Source organism: Halorubrum coriense DSM 10284 (assembly GCF_000337035.1).
Taxonomy (GTDB): Archaea; Halobacteriota; Halobacteria; order Halobacteriales; family Haloferacaceae; genus Halorubrum; species Halorubrum coriense.
This window is the reverse complement of the sequence record NZ_AOJL01000033.1, coordinates 13,014-29,152: the sequence shown is the minus strand read 5'-3', so window position 1 is coordinate 29,152 and position 16,139 is coordinate 13,014. Positions and strand designations below refer to the sequence as shown.

General features: G+C 71.1%; 16 protein-coding genes and 2 pseudogenes. 2 read left to right on the top strand and 16 right to left on the bottom strand.

Features of this window, described 5'->3' with window-relative positions:
- The 13 genes and pseudogenes from C464_RS08380 to C464_RS08320 all read right to left on the bottom strand — a co-directional run.
- Nucleotides 1-1,970 (bottom strand): cation:proton antiporter (locus C464_RS08380; RefSeq protein WP_006113231.1); only part of this gene is annotated, 1,970 nt, incomplete at its 3' end.
- Nucleotides 1,967-3,670: a proton-conducting transporter transmembrane domain-containing protein gene (locus C464_RS08375; protein WP_006113230.1), complete on the bottom strand. Its 1,704-nt coding sequence runs from the start codon at nt 3,668-3,670 to the stop codon at nt 1,967-1,969. The genes C464_RS08375 and C464_RS08380, both read right to left, overlap by 4 nt.
- Nucleotides 3,663-4,196 (bottom strand): cation:proton antiporter subunit C, encoded by a 534-nt coding sequence (locus C464_RS08370; RefSeq protein ID WP_006113229.1) that lies wholly within the window; start codon nt 4,194-4,196, stop codon nt 3,663-3,665. The genes C464_RS08375 and C464_RS08370 overlap by 8 nt, the downstream gene beginning before the upstream one ends.
- Nucleotides 4,196-4,912: an MnhB domain-containing protein gene (locus C464_RS08365; RefSeq protein WP_006113228.1), complete on the bottom strand. Its 717-nt coding sequence runs from the start codon at nt 4,910-4,912 to the stop codon at nt 4,196-4,198. The genes C464_RS08370 and C464_RS08365 overlap by 1 nt, the downstream gene beginning before the upstream one ends.
- The gene (locus C464_RS08360) at nt 4,909-5,499 is read right to left on the bottom strand and encodes a DUF4040 domain-containing protein (RefSeq protein ID WP_006113225.1); all 591 of its coding nucleotides are present in this window, start codon (nt 5,497-5,499) and stop codon (nt 4,909-4,911) included. Before C464_RS08360 ends, C464_RS08365 begins: the two co-directional genes overlap by 4 nt.
- A complete protein-coding gene (gene mnhG, locus C464_RS08355; RefSeq protein WP_006113224.1) occupies nt 5,496-5,828 on the bottom strand; it encodes a monovalent cation/H(+) antiporter subunit G in 333 nt (110 codons plus the stop codon). Before mnhG ends, C464_RS08360 begins: the two co-directional genes overlap by 4 nt.
- Nucleotides 5,825-6,130 carry a cation:proton antiporter gene (locus C464_RS08350; protein WP_006113222.1) on the bottom strand — a complete coding sequence of 102 codons (306 nt, stop codon included), beginning with the start codon at nt 6,128-6,130 and terminating at the stop codon, nt 5,825-5,827. The genes mnhG and C464_RS08350 overlap by 4 nt, the downstream gene beginning before the upstream one ends.
- A pseudogene (locus C464_RS08345) lies at nt 6,127-7,381 on the bottom strand (monovalent cation/H+ antiporter subunit E). Before C464_RS08345 ends, C464_RS08350 begins: the two are co-directional and overlap by 4 nt.
- Nucleotides 7,382-7,575: 194 nt before the next feature.
- Nucleotides 7,576-8,745 carry a bifunctional phosphopantothenoylcysteine decarboxylase/phosphopantothenate--cysteine ligase CoaBC gene (gene coaBC / locus C464_RS08340; RefSeq protein WP_006113220.1) on the bottom strand — a complete coding sequence of 390 codons (1,170 nt, stop codon included), beginning with the start codon at nt 8,743-8,745 and terminating at the stop codon, nt 7,576-7,578.
- Nucleotides 8,746-8,797: 52 nt separating this feature from the next.
- Nucleotides 8,798-9,304 carry a hypothetical protein gene (locus C464_RS08335; RefSeq protein ID WP_239640215.1) on the bottom strand — a complete coding sequence of 169 codons (507 nt, stop codon included), beginning with the start codon at nt 9,302-9,304 and terminating at the stop codon, nt 8,798-8,800.
- A gap of 210 nt (nt 9,305-9,514) precedes the next feature.
- Nucleotides 9,515-10,669, bottom strand: coding sequence for a DUF63 family protein (locus C464_RS08330; protein ID WP_006113218.1), 1,155 nt, complete (start codon nt 10,667-10,669; stop codon nt 9,515-9,517).
- A gap of 82 nt (nt 10,670-10,751) precedes the next feature.
- Nucleotides 10,752-11,201 carry an Lrp/AsnC family transcriptional regulator gene (locus C464_RS08325; protein WP_006113217.1) on the bottom strand — a complete coding sequence of 150 codons (450 nt, stop codon included), beginning with the start codon at nt 11,199-11,201 and terminating at the stop codon, nt 10,752-10,754.
- 47 nt (nt 11,202-11,248) lie between these two features.
- Nucleotides 11,249-12,013, bottom strand: a complete 765-nt coding sequence (locus C464_RS08320) for a 4-phosphopantoate--beta-alanine ligase (RefSeq protein WP_006113215.1) — start codon at nt 12,011-12,013, stop codon at nt 11,249-11,251.
- Between the two features lie 139 nt (nt 12,014-12,152).
- Between C464_RS08320 and C464_RS08315 the strand changes: the two genes are divergently transcribed.
- Complete coding sequence (locus tag C464_RS08315) at nt 12,153-12,389, top strand: hypothetical protein (protein ID WP_006113214.1); 237 nt, start codon at nt 12,153-12,155, stop codon at nt 12,387-12,389.
- 57 nt (nt 12,390-12,446) lie between these two features.
- Here the strand turns inward: C464_RS08315 and C464_RS08310 are convergent, their stop codons facing one another.
- Nucleotides 12,447-14,147: an acyl-CoA mutase large subunit family protein gene (locus tag C464_RS08310; RefSeq protein WP_006113213.1), complete on the bottom strand. Its 1,701-nt coding sequence runs from the start codon at nt 14,145-14,147 to the stop codon at nt 12,447-12,449.
- Between the two features lie 123 nt (nt 14,148-14,270).
- On the opposite strand from C464_RS08310, the gene C464_RS08305 reads away from it, so the two are divergent.
- Complete coding sequence (locus tag C464_RS08305) at nt 14,271-14,627, top strand: hypothetical protein (RefSeq protein ID WP_049910981.1); 357 nt, start codon at nt 14,271-14,273, stop codon at nt 14,625-14,627.
- Between the two features lie 122 nt (nt 14,628-14,749).
- On the opposite strand, the pseudogene C464_RS08300 reads toward C464_RS08305, so the two are convergent.
- Both C464_RS08300 and C464_RS08295 read right to left on the bottom strand, forming a co-directional pair.
- Nucleotides 14,750-15,577, bottom strand: a pseudogene (locus tag C464_RS08300) (universal stress protein); the annotation flags it as partial.
- Between the two features lie 75 nt (nt 15,578-15,652).
- Nucleotides 15,653-16,093 (bottom strand): universal stress protein, encoded by a 441-nt coding sequence (locus C464_RS08295; RefSeq protein WP_006113210.1) that lies wholly within the window; start codon nt 16,091-16,093, stop codon nt 15,653-15,655.
- Between the last annotated feature and the right edge of the window lie 46 nt (nt 16,094-16,139).

The following is a 16,139-nucleotide window of genomic DNA, read 5'->3' as shown; positions in this document are numbered from 1 at the left end:
GGGCCGCCGTGGTGGTCGTGGTCGTCGTGGTCGTCACCGTGGTCGTCGCCGTGGCCGTCGTGGTCGCCCGCGGCGACGGGTTCGCCGTCGTCGTGAGCGGCGGCGGCATCGGCCGCGCTCCCGTCGGACGCGTCCCCGCGCCCGGGACCGAACGGCACGTCCGCGTCGGAGGGGCGCTGGTCGACCGCGTAGTCTCCCGTGTCGACCCGCTCGGCCGGCTCCGAGAAGTCGCGCTCGCTCGTGTCGAAGTCGGGTCGGACGACGCCGTCCGCGTCGGTCGGCAGGTCGTCGAGGTCGGCGTCCGGCACCTCGGACTCGTCGACGCCGTCCGCGTCGGGCGACGCCGCGTCCGCGCCGTCCGCGTCCGCGACGATGTCGTCCACGTCGTCGGCGGACCCGGACTCGTCATCGTCCTCGTTCACGTCGTCACTTGCGCGGCCCCCGTCGGTCGCCGCGTCGTCATCTGCGCGGCCCCCGTCCGTCGCCGCGTCGTCGTCTGCGCGGCCCCCGTCCGTCGCCGCGACGATCGACCGCGACTCGCCGCCGAGCGGGAAGTCGACGAGCGGCTTCGCGTCGTGGGCGTCCTCCGCCTCGAAGAAGGCGGTGTAGATCACCGGCCAGAAGTAGGCGACGTTGAGCACGCCGGAGAGGAGCAGCGCGCCGGCGAGGTAGTAGGCGACCGGGGTGAAGTTCATTCCCATCCGCACCCCGCCGATCAGCATGTAGTACTTGCTGACGAACCCGGCGAGCAGCGGGATTCCCGCCATGCCGAGCGAGGCCACCGTGAACGCGCCCATCGTCAGGGGCATCCGCTTGCCGATCCCCGCCATCTGGGAGATGTAGTCCGTGTGGGTCGAGACGTGGATGTTGCCCGCACAGAAGAACAGGGTGAGCTTCATGAACGCGTGCGCCGGGATGTGGAGCAGCGCCCCCACGAGCCCGTACCAGCCGAACAGCCCGAGCCCGAGGATGATGTAGCTCAGCTGGCTTATCGTCGAGTAGGCGAGCCGGCGCTTCAGGTGGTCCTTCCGCAGTGCGATGAGCGAGGCCGCGGTCAGCGTGACCGCCCCGATGGTCGAGAGGACGAGCCCGGCGGTGAAGCCGAACGGGAGCGAGAGGTCGAAGACGAGTTCGGGGCCGAACACGTCGAGGACGACCCGTGCGACGCCGAACGCGCCGGACTTGACGACGGCGACCGCGTGGAGCAGGCCGGAGACCGGCGTCGGAGCGACCATCGCCTCGGGGAGCCACTGGTGGAGCGGCATGATGCCGGCCTTCACGCCGAATCCGATCGCGAGCAGGAAGAAGGCGAGCATCGCCAGCCCGGGGTCGGCGTTCGCGAGTTCCGCGATCCCGCCCGCGGTGAAGTCGACGCTCCCGGCGAGCAGGTAGACGAGCACGGTGCCGGCCAAGACGAGCACGCCGCCGCCGAACATCGTGTACGCGAGGTACTTCCGGCCGGCCGAGCGCGCCTCGGCCGTCTCGTCGTGCGCGACGAGCGGGTACGTCGCGATCGACAGCAGCTCGTAGAAGACGAAGATCGTCACGAGGTTGCCCGCGAAGGCGATCCCCATCGTCGCGGCCAGAGACACCGCGAACGCCGCGAAGTACCGGGTCTGGTTCGGCTCGTCGAGCCCGCGCATGTAGCCGATGCTGTAGAAGGAAGTGATTATCCACAGCCCGCTCGCGAGGAACGCGAACAGCATGCCGAGGGCGTCGGCGCGCAGGGCGAACTCGATCGGCGCGCCGATGCCGGGGAGGAACGCTCCGAGCGACCACTCGAAGGTCGTGCCGTCGAGGACCGCCGGCAGCATCGACGCGACGATCCCGAACTTCGCGAGCGACGCGACGAGCGTCCACCCCTCGCGGACGTTCGGCGAGCGATACGACGCGACGATGAGGACAGCCGCGACGAACGAGACGAGAACCGCGAGCAGGGGTCGTGGGTCTTGAAGTACGACGTCAGTCATGCGAACACCTCGGTGAGGAACGGGTCGAACCACTCCGCGAGCGCGAAGCCGCCGAAGCCGAGCGCGACAGTCGCCAGCGCCGCCAACGCGAGCGCGAGCAGCGACGCGGTCGGCACGCGGTCGGGGACGATCGACGACCGCGGAGCGCCCTCGACGGGCGCGGGGAGGCCGTCGGCGGTCCTCGCGCCGGACCGCTCGCCCCCGTCGGTGGCCGCGTCGTCGCCTGCGCGGCCCCCGTCGGTGGCCGCGTCGTCACTTGCGCGGCCCCCGTCGGCCGCCGCGTCGTCACTTGCGCGGCCCACGTCGACCGCCGCGTTATTCGCCGAGCCGCTCGCCGCGTCGCCGTGGTCGCCGGGAAGGCCCCCGCCGGCGAAGTAGAACCGCTCTATCAGCCGCGCGACGTACGACAGCGTGAACAGCGTGCTGACGAATATCGCCGCCGCGACCGCGATCCCGATCGCGCCGCCGCCGGCGAGGCCGGCGTCGACCGCGCCGACGCCGATGTACCACTTCCCGAGGAAGCCGATCGAGGGCGGAATCCCGACGAGACCGAGGCCGAGAACCGCGAGCGCCCCGGACGTGTACGGGGCCGCGCGGGCGGCGCTCGCGAGGTCGCCGATCTCCCGGCTCCCATAGCCCAGCGCGAGCAGCCCGATCCCGAGGAACAGGCCGAACTTCATCACGCCGTGCCCGACGAGGTGGACGATCCCGCCGAGCAGCGCCGTCTCGTTCGCGAGCGCGACCGCCGCGCCGATCATGCCGAACTGCGCGACCGACGAGTACGCGAACATCCGCTTGAGGTTCGACTGCATCGCGGCGAGCACCGACCCCGCGAGTATCGAGACCGTCGAGACGACGAGCAGGGCGGTCGCGATCCCCTCGTTGGCCGCGAGGAACTCGACCGTGAACACGGTGTAGGTCACGCGGATCAGCGCGTACGCGCTCGTCGTCGACACCAGCGCCGCGACGACCGTCGTGACCGAGTCCGGCGCGCGCTGGTAGGCGTCGGGCTGCCACGAGTGGACCGGGAACAGGGCGATCTTCAGCGCCAGCCCCGCCACGATGAACGCGTAGCTCGCGCGGACGAGCGGGTCGCCGTACCCCGCCTGCGCGACGATCTGCGCCTGGAGGTCGAGCATGTTCAGCGTCCCCGTCGCGAGGAAGGCGTAACCGACGCCGAGCAGGTACAGCGAGGCCCCGACGGTGCCGACGACGAGGTACTTCAGCGAGGCGTACGCGCTCGCTCCCGACCGGTCCGAGGCGATGAGCGCGTACGTCGTCAGCCCGGTGATCTCCAGGAAGACGAACAGGTTGAACATGTCGCCGGTGAGCGTCATCCCGACGAGGCCGCCGACCAACAGGAGGTACGCGCTGTAGAACGGGTTCCCGCGGGGGCCGGCGACCCGCGCGAACGCGAGCGTCGCGACCGAGACCGCGGCGACGAGCAGCAGCACCGCCACCGACAGTCGGTCGGCGACGAGCTCGATCCCGACCGGGGGGAGGAAGCCGCCGAGCGCGTGGGCAAACGGGCCGTTCAGTACCACTTCCGCGGCGATCGCGGCCGCGATGCCGGCCACGGCCGTCGTGCCGACCGCGGCGATCGGCCAGCCGACCCGGTCGTACCGGAGCCCGAGCGCCAGCGGCAGGGTGGCCGCCACGATCGGAACGACCACCGCGAGCGGCAGGAGGACGTCAGTCATCGGCTTCACCTCCCGAGTCGGGCGCGCCGGACGCCCCGTCGACCCGGGACGCCTCGGCCGAGCGGCGCGCGGGGATCGACCCCTCGTCGCGGAGCAGTTCGCGGAGGGTGTCCGTCCGCAGCGTCCCGTACTCGTCGTAGATCCGGATGCACAGCGCGAGCCCGACCGCGGTGAGGCTCACGCCGACGACGATGGCGGTGAGCACGAGCACGTGCGGCAGCGGGCTGACGTAGAGGCCGCCCTCCGGCCCGCCGGTGGGCACGATGGGGATCGCCCCGCCGTCGACGTACGCCGAGGCGATGAACAGCAGGAAGATAGCCGTCTGGAACAGGTTGAGTCCGATGATCTTCTTCACGAGGTTCGGGTTCGCTATCATCATGTACAGTCCGATGCTCAACAGCAGCGCGAACGCGACGTAGGCGTGCCTCGTCGCGAGGATGTTCACCGCGCCGCCCGTCGAGGCGAGCGCCGCGGCGGCTCCGGAGCCGCCGATCGCGTCGGCGAGCGCACCGACGAGCGCAGCCATCAGCGCTCACCCCCGTCGGTCGCCGCCGGGCCGGAGGCGTCCGAGCCGGTCCGCCCGTCGTCGGTCACGCCCGGGGGCGGCGCGGCCGCGCCGCCGTCGCTCGCGGGGTCGTCGCCGTTAACCCCGGGCCCGTCGCCGACCTCGTCGTCGAAGGCGTCCGCGTCGGCGAACCCTCCCGCGTCGCTGAACCCCTTCGCGAGGACGAAGAACAGCCCCATCAGGACGCCGGCGACGATGGTGCCGATCCCGAGGATCTCGACGCCCTCCATCCCGTACTTGACGGGGTCTGGGATCGGCAGCAGTTCGTACTGGAGGAACGCGCCGCCGAGCGCGACCGGGACCAGCCCGATGCCGGCGAACACGAGCGCGCCGCCGACCGCCAGCGCGACGACGACGGTGTTCGCGAGCCACTGCCGGGTGGCCTCGATGCCGAACGCGAAGGCGATCATGAACACGACCGCGGCCACGATCGCGCCGCCCTGGAACCCGCCGCCGGGCGACCCGCCCCCGTGGAAGGTGACGAACAGCCCGTAGGTGAACGCGAACGGCGCGACGATCTTCACCGTCGGCATGATCACCTGACTCTCCGTGTACGGCGTCCCCTGCCGGCGGTCCGAGTCGAGGCGACCGTCGCTGCGCGGCGGCCGGTCGCGGCCGAAGCCGCCGCCGGGGTCGCCCTCTGCGTCCGCGTCGACGTCGGGGTCGGAGCCGCTCATGCGAACACCTCCCTGTGGAGGACGATGAGGGCGGCGATCCCGGCCGCGAACACGACGACGGCCTCGCCGAACGTGTCGAACCCGCGGAACGCCGCCAGCACGGCCATCACGGTGTTCTCGACGTGCGTCTCCGCGTACGTCTCCGCGATGTACCACTGGGTCACGTCCGGGTTCGACCAGATCGGCGCGTCCGGGGAGCCCACGGCGGGGATGTCGCCCATCGTGAGCATGAGGCCGCCGAACAGTAGTCCCGCCGCGCCCGCCGCGGGCAGGTTCACCGACTCGAAGGCGGCCTCGTGGTCGATCCGCGTTGTCTTCGCGAGCGTGAGGAGCAGGAGGACGGTCGTCACGCCGGCGGAGATGGCCGCCTCCGTCATCGCCACGTCCGGCGCGCGGTAGAACGTGTACAGCGCGGCCATCCCGAGGCTGTACGCGCCGAAGATGATCACCGCCGCGAGCACGTCGCGCGCCAGGGCGGTGAACAGCGCGGTCAGCACCACGAAGGCGAACAGGCTCGCCTCGATGGCGGTGACCTGCGCGACCACCGGCGCGCCGGCGGGGCCGAGCGCCGCGAGCGCCCCCGTCATCGGCGATCGTCCCCGTTGGTCCACGGCACGATTCCCTCCTCGAAGGCGGCCCGAGCGATGGCGTGGGCCGCCGTCGGGTTCGTCACGAAGATGAAGAACAGCAGGAGGACCGACTTGAAGCCGGCCCCCGCCAGCCCGACGGTGAGCGCGACCGCCGCGAGCCCGAAGCCGGCACCCAGCGTGTCGGCCTGCGAGGCGGTGTGCGCCCGCGAGTAGACGTCCGGCAGGCGGATCACGCCCGTCATCGAGACGAACGAGAAGAACAGCCCGAGCAGCGTGAGCGCGACCACGAGCCACACCCGGGCCGTCTCCATCGCCGCGGCGGTCACAGCACACCACCCCGCTCGACGGTGAACTTCGAGATGGCGATGGCCATCAGGAAGTTGAGCAGCGCGTACACCAGGGCGATGTCGAGGAACGTCGGCTCGTCGAGGGCCGCGCCCAAGATGGCGAGGATGACGACGGTGTTCGTCCCGAGGACGTTCACCGCCAGCACCCGGTCTTGCATCGTCGGTCCGACGACCGCGCGGTAGAGCATGCCGACCGCGAGGACGGCGAAGCCGGCGGCCGCGACGAGCAGGAAGTCGCCGAGCGTGACGCCGGCCGCGAGCGGGGCGTCGACGAGGCTCATCGGCCGGTCACCTCGTCGTCGCTCGGCTCGTCGGGAGTCTCGGACTCGGCGGCGTCCGCGGGGGCCGCGTCGTCCGCGCCGCCGTCGGCGGCGGCGATCGGCAGCTCCTCGGTGGCGTCGTCGCCTTGGAGGATCGCGACGTCGTCGCGCTCGCGGGGAGTCGGGAGCCGCGCCGATCGGCGGCCGTAGTAGACGAATCGGGTCCACCGCTCCAGCGAACCGTCGAACAGTCCCTCCCGGGCCCACGGGACGAGCGAGTGGACGTAGAGGTCGCTGTCGCGGGCGCGGACGGTGAGCGTGCCGGGCGTCAGCGTGATCGAGTTCGCCAGCGTCATCAGCGGGAGGCCGCTGCCGACGATCACGCGCATCCGGTTCATCGTCGGCTCGATCGGGAGCCGCGGATCGAGGATGACGCGGGCGACGACGAGGTTCGCCTTGACGATCTCGAACAGCAAGACGGGGACGTAGACCAGCCCGCGGAGGATCCGCATCGGCGTGCGCGGGACCGCCGGCGTCGAGTCGAGGCTCACCCGCGAGAGGGTGATCGACACGACCGCGGCGGTCGCGACCCCCGTCACGACGTCGAACCAGTAGGTCGGGTCACCGAGGAGGAGGTAAAACGCCAGGGAGAGCCCGAACAGCGCCACGAAGCGCCCGGTGGTCGCTTCCGTGCGGAACCGCTCGCGGCGCGTCGGTCGGTCGACCGGCGCGGTCTCGACCGACAGCGGCGTGTTCGAGAGGGCGAACTCCAGCGGTTGGAGCAGCGTCGTGTTGCCCACCGGCGTGTACTCCGGGTCGAGGACGACGCGGTCGGCGTCGTTGGCCTCTGCGTACTCCGCGAGGACGCGGACGTAGTCGTTGGCGCCGAACAGGTAGTCGTCCGCGCCGATCACCGCCGTGACGACGTCGACGTCCGCGGCGGCGGGCGCTTCGGAGTCGTCGAGGTCGGCCGTCGTCCACGCGGAGACGCGGTCGAGGACGCGCTCGGCCGACGCCGCCCGCTCGTCGCTCTCCNGGATCGCCGTTCCGCCACGAGGCGATCTCGACGAGGTGGATCGCCGGCGAGCCGTCGGCCGCGGCGGTCTCCGCGACGTGCGATATCGTCGACCGGAGCGTGGAGGTCGGCTCGACCGGTACGATGACCGCGCCGGCGGCCGACCCGCTCTGCGCGCGCGATCCCGCACCCGCTTCCTCGGTCGAGCCGTGCGCGTCGGGGGTTACGTCGCGGGGCGGAGGGCCGGCGTCAGCCACCCACCACACCTCCCACGGAGCCGTGCGTGACCGTCTCGTGATACATGAGTATCTCTACCCAGTTCGTAACTCTACCGCCTCAAAACAGTTTGTATCCGCGGGGATCCTGCCGGCGGCAGGCGATACGCCCCGCGCTCCGGGGGCGTCGTCGACGGATCACGGGAGAGCTGATCGGGGGCCGATCCGCCGGCCGCTCAGACCGACGCGTCGAGCGTCGACGCGAGGCGGTCGGCGATCCGCCCGGCGACCGCGTCCTTCGAGCCGGCGACCTCCTCGGGGTCGACCCCGGGGTCGCCGACGAGCAGGACGCGCGTCTCGTCGTCGCCCATCACGCTCGCGTCGTTCGCGACGACGAACGAGAGTCCCACGCGGTCGCGGATGCGCTCGGCCTCCGCGACCATCGCCGCGTCGTCGCCGGACGTCTCGGCTTTGAACCCGACGATCGGGAGGTCGGGATACGCCTCGCGCACCGAGTCGATGAGCTTCGGCGTCGGCTCCAGTTCGACCGACAGCGGCGAGCCGGACCGGATCTTCTCGTCGACGGCGTCGGCGGTGAAGTCCGAGATGGCGGCCGCCGACACCAGCGCGTCCGCGGTCGCCGCGGTCCGCCGGCACGCGTCCATCATCTCGTCGGCCGTCTCGACCGCGACCACGTCGGCGTAGGGCACGTCCGGGCCGTCCTGAACGAGCGTCACCCGCGCGCCGCGAGCGTAGCACGCCCGCGCGACCGCCCGTCCGGTCTTCCCCGAGGCGCGGTTCGTCAGGATCCGGATCGGGTCGATCCGCTCTTTCGTCGCGCCCGCGGTGACGACGACGTGCGCGCCCGAGAGGGTCTGCGGCGTCGTCGCGCGGGCGACCTCCGTGACGACGTCTTCCTCGGTCGCTATCTTCGCCTTCCCCTCCTCGATCCGCGGGTCCGCGAAGCGGACGCCCCACGACTCCAGGCGGTCGAGCGCGTCGAGGACGCCCGGGTGGTCGTACATCGGCTCGTGCATCGCGGGGGCCATCACGACCGGCACGTCCGCGCCGAGCGCGGTGGTCGCGCAGGTGGTGACCGGCGTGTCGTCGACCGCGGCCGCGATCTTCCCCGCAGTGTTCGCGGTCGCGGGCGCGAGCAGCAGCACGTCGGCCCACCCCTCGCGGCCGCAGAGCTCCACGTGCTCGACGCTCCCGGTGATCTCCGTGACGACGGGCTCGTCGGTCGCGAAGTCGACCGCCCACGGGTGGACGATGTTCGTCGCCGAGGGGGACATGACGGCGCGGACGCTCGCGCCGTGGCGGCGCAGTTCGTGCGCGAGTTCGACGACCTTCACCGCCGCGATGCTCCCCGAGACCCCGAGCGCGACGTTGACCCCGTCCAGCATTACCGACATCGTTCCGGCCGCGACGGCTTATAAGATGTCGTTGCGGCTCCGGTCAGGACCCGTTCGGCTGCCCGCCGTCCTGCGGCGCGGGGAAGTCGGCCGCGGACAGCAGCGCGCTCACCGCGTCGGTCTCCAGCGTTCCCAGTACCCCGGTGGCGGGCCCGCTCACGAGGGCGGCCCCGGCCCGCTCGTTGGCGTCCGCCACCGACAGCCCATCGACGTCGGCCGCGTACGACTTCAGGTCCTCGACCGCGGCCGAGACGATCTCAGCCTGCGCGTCGAGCAGCTCCGTCTGCGCCTCCTCCTGCGAGAGGTTCCCGTCCTCGACGCGCGTCCCGATCTCTTCTCGGGCGGCTTGAATCTCCGACCGGACGTCGAGCGCGACCGTCGCGCTGGCGCGGTCGCCGTCGGCGTCGCTCTCGCCGCCGCCGTCGGTGCCGTCGTCCGTCTGTCCGGGCGCGTCGCCGTCCGATCCGGCGAGGTCGCCGCAGCCGGCGAGCCCGAGCGTCGATCCCGTCGCTGCGGCCGCCAGCACGCGTCGTCGCGGTGTGTCTATCACGGTCGCGCTCGGCCCTCGGCCCACTTGTCGGTTCCGTATATAAATCAGCGACGCGGTCGGAGACCGCACTGCTCCGGATATCAGGTCGCACGAACGCCTGTACGGCCGTTCGACTCGTTCGGCTCGTTCGTCTGGCCCCCGGAGACGCGGCGCGGCGCACCGTCCGTCAGCGAGTCTCCACGTCGAATCCGACGGGGGCAGAGTTCGGGCTCAGACGCCAAACGTCGCGCGGAGCATGTCTCGCGTGCCCGGGCCGAGGCCCACGGCCAGCACGGTGATGAGGAGCAGCAGGGTGTACCGCGGCGACTCCTCGAACAGCTCGCCGTTGAACACCCAGACGACGAACGTCGCGGCCGCCAGCTTCACGAGGAGGAACGGCCACGCGTCGCCGGTGGCGGAGACGATCGACGCCGGGAGGAGCCGCCCGGTCCAGTCGACGATCAGCGAGTTCACGACGTGCTTCGGCACGAGGTTCGCGGTGCCGGTCAGCGCGGGCATCCAGTCGAGCCCGATCACGTTCGCGACCCCGTCGACCGCGTGCCCCCAGATGATCACGATCCCCGCCGCGCCGGTCCCCTGCCGGATGGTCGGGATCTGCCGGGTCGCCACCGCCCACGTGATCGCGGCCGTCACGGTCGCGATGACGAGCGTCGGGACGAGCACCTGCGGGTAGAACGTCACGTAGTCGGTCGCGACCGCGAGGTACGCGAGGTAGCCGACCGCGAGCGCGAGTCCCGCCGCGCCCGACGCGAACAGCGGGCGCGCGTAGTCGTCGACGATCCCGCGCCGTTCGAGTCCGTACGCCGCGAGGACGCACGCGAGCGTGAACAGGAACACCGTGAAGTAGATGAACGGGCTGATGAGGACCGCGCTCGCCGGGAACGGGATCAGCGGCTCGACGCCGGCGGCGGTCGCGGCGACGCCCGCGTCCTCGACCGTCCGCATCGCCCCGCCGAACAGCATGAACGGGAACAGCGCGTAGAAGAAGCGGAGCTCCGTGGCGATGTCGAGCCGGCGGAGGAGGAAGACCACGCCGATCAGCATCGCCAGCAGGATCACCACGTAGCTCACCGTCGAGAAGGTCGTGTACCCCGGAGACGCGACCACCTCGCCGGCGCTCACGGCCGACTGACACGCCGCGCTGCTGCCGAGCAGCTCCGTCCCCCCGGCGTCGCGGACCGCGCACTGCGCGCCCTCGCCGTCCGCGACGACCGGTCCCCAGAAGTAGCGCCAGAGGAACCGGTCGTAGACGACGCGCGGGAAGACGACCGATCCGATCGCCAACAGCGCCGTGACGCCGCCGACGACCGCCGCCCACGCGCGCTCCGGCGACGGGTCGAACCCGTCAGCGACACCTGTGCTCATGTTCACGGATCGGAGAGGTCCCGAGTTGAGCGTTCCGGTCCCGCACGAGGGCACCGCCGCCCGCCGACGGTGCCCGGATACCTTACAGCGGCGGCCCGGGCTGCTCGTAGTCGGTGCCGAGGATCACCATCGTCTGTGAGCGCGAGAACCCCTCGGTCTCCGCGATCCGCTCGAACATCAGCTCCCGGAGCCGGTCGGTGTCGGCCGCGACGACCCGCAGGATGACGTCCCACTCGCCGGTGGTGAGGTGTATCTCGCGGACGCCGTCGATGCCGCGGAGCCGTTCGAGCGCGTCCTCCTCGCGGCCCTGCTCAACGCGCAGGCCGACGAACGCGCCGACGCCGTGCCCGACCGCCTTCGGGTCGATGTCGGCGTGGTACCCGCGGATGACGCCCGCCTCTTCGAGGCGGCTGACCCGGTCGTGGACGGTCGCGCTGGACATGTCGATCCGGCGCGCGACCTCCGAGAACGGCGTCCGCGCGTCCTCCTGAAGGATTCGCAGGATCGCCCGATCCGTCTCGTCGAGTTCCATATCGTCCGATACGGGCGGCGCACGCTTTTGCCTTCCGGCGAGCCGAGCTACGCGTCGTCCCCGTCCGCGAACGACCCCTCGCGGATCGCCGCCTCGGCCGCGTCGAGCGCTTCGGCCGCGTCGAACTCGTCGACGACCCGCTCGAGTTCCGCGGGCGTCGCGTCCGCGAGATCGCGCGCGTGGTCCGTGACGTTCGGCACCGCCCGCAGGAGGTTGTCGAGGATCGGCACGTCGGCCGTCCGCGGCGACCGGCTTCCCGGGTTGAGGTCGATCACGATCTCCGTCTTGCCCATCGCGTCGAGCGCGGCGGCGCGGTCGCCGTCCTCCAAGGGGACCACGACCACGTCGGCCGCCTCGATCCCGTCCGCGTCGACGACGCCGCGGGCGTGGTCGAGGCCGGGGATCTCGCCGTCGCCGGCGAGTCCCTTCACCTCCTCGGCCCCGTGGTCGCGGAGGTGGTCGGCGATCCGCCGGACCCGCTCGTCGGTGTGGTTGAAGAGGTTCACCTCGAGGTCGGCGTCGACCGCCTCGGCGAGCGCGACCGTCTCGCTCGGCGCGAGCGCCGCGACGTTGCCGTTCACCGAGATCACGGGGCGGTCGGCGAGCAGGAGCGTCGCGGCCGCGGCGCGGGCGGCCGCGTCGGCGCTCGGGAGCGTGCGCTCGCCGAGGAGGTAGTCGAAGGCCTCGCCGCGCCCCTGCGCGATCAGTCCCTGCTTCGAGGTGATCCCCCGCTCGACGCCCGCCTCGATCCGGTGCCGGGTCACGAGGGACGCGTACCGCGGGTGGTCCTCGGGGATCTCCGTCTCCGTCATACCCGAGCGACGCGACGAGCCGATTAAAGTGGACCGTTCGCTCGCGGCTCCGGGATGCGGTCGTCCGGTCGCCGATCCGGCCGCTCACGCTGTTAGGGATCGCATAACTAAGCGTTTGAGGTAGTAAGTATCACGTGTGATGGATCGGACTGGGAAATACACCGTCGTCGACGCCTGTAACGACCACGGGGCGATCACGCTCCGTGAATATCCGCGTAACGGGACGCTGTACGTCGTCGAGTACGACGACTCGGAAGTGGAGACCGAGCTGTCGGACCTCGAGGTCGGCTCGGTCGTCGAACTCGACCTCCGGCGGGCGGGTCGCCGGGGCAACGCGTGGTGTGCGGAGGCCGCTCGGCCGGTCGAAACCGGGTGACCGACGCGGGCTGGTCACCGTCCGTCGCGGTCGGTTCCTTCTTTCGGTCCGGTCCCATCAGGCGACGCCGATCCGCTCTCGGTACGTCCCGTACTCCGCCTCGAACACCGACATGACCTCGCCCATCGTCGCGTACGCCTTCACCGCGGTGACGATCGCGGGCATCACGTTCTCGCCGGCGTCGACGGCGTCGCGGAGGTCGTCGAGGGCGCGCTCGACCGCGTCGTCGTCGCGCTCGGCTTTCACCGACTCCAGCCGGTCGAGCTGGCGCTCGCGAGTCGTCTCGTCGATCTTCAGCAGGTCGGGGCGCGTGTCCTCGTCGATCTCGTAGGCGTTGACGCCGACGACCGTCTCCTCGCCCTCGTCGACGCGCTCCTGGTACTCGTAGGCCGACTCCTGGATCTCGCGGTGGAAGTACCCCTGCTCGATGCCGGTGAGGACTCCGTCGCGCACGGAGCCGTCGCCCATCTCCCTGATCTCCTCGATGTACGCCATCGCGTCCGCCTCCGTCTCGTCGGTGAGGCTCTCGACCGCGAAGGAGCCGCCGAGCGGGTCGACGATGTCGGCCGCGCCCGACTCCTCGGCGATGACCTGCTGGGTCCGGAGCGCGACCCGCACCGCCTGCTCCGAGGGGAGCGCGAGCGCCTCGTCGAAGGAGTTGGTGTGGAGGCTCTGCGTGCCGCCTAGCACGCCCGCGAGCGCCTGAATCGTGACGCGAGCGACGTTGTTGAGCGGCTGCTGGGCCGTCAGCGACTGCCCGGCGGTCTGCGTGTGGAACTTCAGCCGCTTCGACGCCTCGGCCTCGGCGTCGTACCACTCCTCCATGACGGTCGCGTAGATCCGGCGGGCGGCGCGGAACTTCGCGACCTCCTCGAACAGGGAGTTGTGCGAGTTGAAGAAGAAGGAGAGCTGCGGGGCGAACTCGTCGACGTCGAGCCCGCGGTCGAGGCACGCCTCGACGTAGGCGAACCCGTCGGCGAGGGTGAAGGCGAGCTCCTGGACCGCGGTCGAGCCCGCCTCGCGGATGTGGTAGCCCGACACCGAGATGGGCTTGAAGTTGGGCGTCTCCGCGACCGCGAACTCGATCGTGTCGGTCACCAGATCGAGGGAGGGTGCCGGGGGAATCACCCACTCCTTCTGCGCGATGAACTCCTTGAGCATGTCGTTTTGAAGGGTGCCCCGGAGCCGCTCGCGCTCGATTCCGCGCTGGTCGGCGAGCGCGACGTACATCGCGTAGATCACCGGCGCGCTCGGGTTGATCGTGAAGGAGGTGGACACGGCCGCGAGGTCGATGCCGTCGAACAGCACCTCCATGTCGCGGAGCGTGTCGACCGCGACGCCCTCCTTGCCGACCTCGCCGAGCGACATATCGTCGTCGGAGTCGATCCCCATCAGCGAGGGCATGTCGAACGCGGTCGAGAGCCCGGTCTGCCCCTCGTCGATCAGGTAGTGGAACCGCTCGTTGGTCTCCTCGGCGGTGCCGAACCCCGCGAACTGCCGCATCGTCCACGTGCGACCGCGGTACATCGTCGGGTAGACGCCGCGGGTGTACGGCGGCTCGCCCGGGAAGCCGAGGTCCTCGTCGTAGTCGAGGTCGGCGACGTCCTCGGGCGTGTAGAGGCGGTCGACCTCCCGGTTCGACACCGTCGCGAACCGCTCGTTCCGCTCCCCGTGGCGGTCGAGCGTCGGGTCGAGCGTCTCCGCCTCCCACGACGCCTTCGCCTCGCGGATCTCGGAGAGCTCCTCGTCGTCGTACATACCGCCCGTTACCCGCCGGTCGCGTATAAATATTCATTATATTTTACAAGGGCCCGGCCGGCGTTCTCTCAGTGCGTGCCGCCGCGCGGATCCGTTATGTGTGGTCGCGTCGAACTGCCGCTCATGACAGACGCCGCCGAGCGTCCGACGCCACCCGAGGGACTCCCGCCGGAGCTCGTGACGGAACTGCGCGAGTGTTCGCCCGCGGAGCTCCGGAAGGCGATCGTCCACGCGCAGGAACTGCTCCACTTCCACGGGGAGGCGGAGTCACCGCTCGACGCGGAGGCCGACGACGATATCCTCCGCGTCACCGAACACGACGGCTACACCGAGGTCGTGAAGCAGTTCCGCTGTGCGGACGGCTGCGACGACTGCCCGCACGGGCCGTACGTCTACCACGTCACAGAGGAGCCGCACCCGGACGGGAACAACAAGGTACACTGGTCGTTCATGGGGGCGCTGGACGGCGACGAGGGGTAGAGCGAGACGCCGGAGGGGCCGGCGTCGCGACCGCGACGAGAGCGTGTCGAGCCGACGCGGGGACGGCCGGCGGCCCCGGTCCCGTTCCGCGCCGGACCGGGAGTCCGCTCCCGGGAACCCGCTCAGCGTCCGCCGAACAAGCGCTCCCACAGCGACCGCGCGGACGGCCGCTCCGAGAGCAGCACCGGCGTGTCGAGGTGCTCGATGGTGTCGAACGCGAGCGACCCGCGGACGATCCGCGAGAGGAGTCCCCGCTCCGTCGCGCCGACGATGACGAGGTCGTGCGTCTCGCCGACGCGACCGATCGTCTCCTCGACGTCGCCTGTCTCGATCCGCAGGTCCGCGTCGCCGAGACCGTGCCCGTCGGCCCACTCGGCGAGGAACTCGCGGCCCGACTCCTCCTCGCCCTCGTCGGCGACGTACAGCAGCGAGACCTCGACGCCGAGCGTCTCCCTGAGCGCGCGGGCGACCTCGCCGGAGAGGTCCGAGGAGGGACCGCCGGCGGTCGGCACGAGCACGTTCGACAGGTCCAGCCGCTGGCCGTTCAAGACGAGGAAGTCGCACGGCAGGTCGCGGGTGAGCTCGTCGAGCGAGCCCTCGGCCCGTCCGCCGGCGAACCGCGTCCCGCCGTAGCCCATCACGACGGTGTCGGCGTCGTTCGTCCGCGCGGCGTCGAACACCTCCTCGATCCCGCGGTGCGAGAGGATCGTCTTCGTGTCGATCGGCGCGTCGAACGCCTCGGCGTCGGACGCGGCGGCGGAGAGCAGTTCCTCCGAGGACTGGTCGAGTCCGGTGCGGTTCTCGGCGGCCGTTTCGAGCGAGGTCTGGTCCGGAACGGTGACGATGTGCGTCGCAAGCACGCGCCCGCTCTCGTGTTCCGCGATCGCCCCGGCGAGCGTGATGAGCGCGCTCTCGGTGCGGGGGTTCGACACCGCGACCATGACCGTCGGCGCGTCGTCGATCCGCGTCATCCGTTCTGGACGCTCAGCGTCCGGACGGGTCGACTCCGCCGAGACTGTGGCGGTTCATTCGTCCGCTTCGGTGCGTGGGAGCGCGACGACGGGCACGTGCGACTCCGTCACGAGTTCGATCGAGACGTCGCCGGAGAGGAACCGGAACAATCGGTTGCCGCCCCGCGAGCGGTAAGCGATCGCGGTCGCGTCGACCTCGTCGACGGCGTCGAAGATCGCCCCGGCGATGTCGCGCGAGTACGCGGTGTGCTCGTCGGCGTCGGGGGACACCGTCCGGACCGCTTCGTACGACTCCGCGGCGAGGTCCTCCGACTGTTCGACGGGCGTCTTGTCGGGGACGCCGTCACCCTTCTCGACCACGTGGAGCGCGGTCACCCGCTCCGGGGCGTACGGTTCGAGCGCCCGCGCCGTCGCGAGGGCGTCCTCCTCGTTCGCGACCGGGAGGAGGACGTGGCCGAGCAGATTCTGACCGTCGGTGTCGTCGGGTCCGTCCATGCGGGGTAGTACGCCCGGCGGCGGTTAAGAAGTGCCCTCCGCGCGC

Excerpts from the sequence above, each read along its gene's own strand:
- C464_RS08310 (WP_006113213.1), bottom strand. The coding sequence starts at position 14,147 with ATGTACGACGACGAGGAGCTCTCCGAGATCCGCGAGGCGAAGGCGTCG.
- C464_RS08325 (WP_006113217.1), bottom strand. The coding sequence starts at position 11,201 with ATGGAACTCGACGAGACGGATCGGGCGATCCTGCGAATCCTTCAGGAG.
- C464_RS08315 (WP_006113214.1), top strand. The coding sequence starts at position 12,153 with ATGGATCGGACTGGGAAATACACCGTCGTCGACGCCTGTAACGACCAC.
- C464_RS08375 (WP_006113230.1), bottom strand. The coding sequence starts at position 3,670 with ATGACTGACGTCCTCCTGCCGCTCGCGGTGGTCGTTCCGATCGTGGCG.
- C464_RS08320 (WP_006113215.1), bottom strand. The coding sequence starts at position 12,013 with ATGACGGAGACGGAGATCCCCGAGGACCACCCGCGGTACGCGTCCCTC.
- C464_RS08330 (WP_006113218.1), bottom strand. The coding sequence starts at position 10,669 with ATGAGCACAGGTGTCGCTGACGGGTTCGACCCGTCGCCGGAGCGCGCG.
- C464_RS08295 (WP_006113210.1), bottom strand. The coding sequence starts at position 16,093 with ATGGACGGACCCGACGACACCGACGGTCAGAATCTGCTCGGCCACGTC.
- C464_RS08350 (WP_006113222.1), bottom strand. The coding sequence starts at position 6,130 with ATGAGCCTCGTCGACGCCCCGCTCGCGGCCGGCGTCACGCTCGGCGAC.
- C464_RS08360 (WP_006113225.1), bottom strand. The coding sequence starts at position 5,499 with ATGACGGGGGCGCTCGCGGCGCTCGGCCCCGCCGGCGCGCCGGTGGTC.
- coaBC (WP_006113220.1), bottom strand. The coding sequence starts at position 8,745 with ATGCTGGACGGGGTCAACGTCGCGCTCGGGGTCTCGGGGAGCATCGCG.
- C464_RS08305 (WP_049910981.1), top strand. The coding sequence starts at position 14,271 with ATGACAGACGCCGCCGAGCGTCCGACGCCACCCGAGGGACTCCCGCCG.
- C464_RS08365 (WP_006113228.1), bottom strand. The coding sequence starts at position 4,912 with ATGAGCGGCTCCGACCCCGACGTCGACGCGGACGCAGAGGGCGACCCC.
- C464_RS08370 (WP_006113229.1), bottom strand. The coding sequence starts at position 4,196 with ATGGCTGCGCTCGTCGGTGCGCTCGCCGACGCGATCGGCGGCTCCGGA.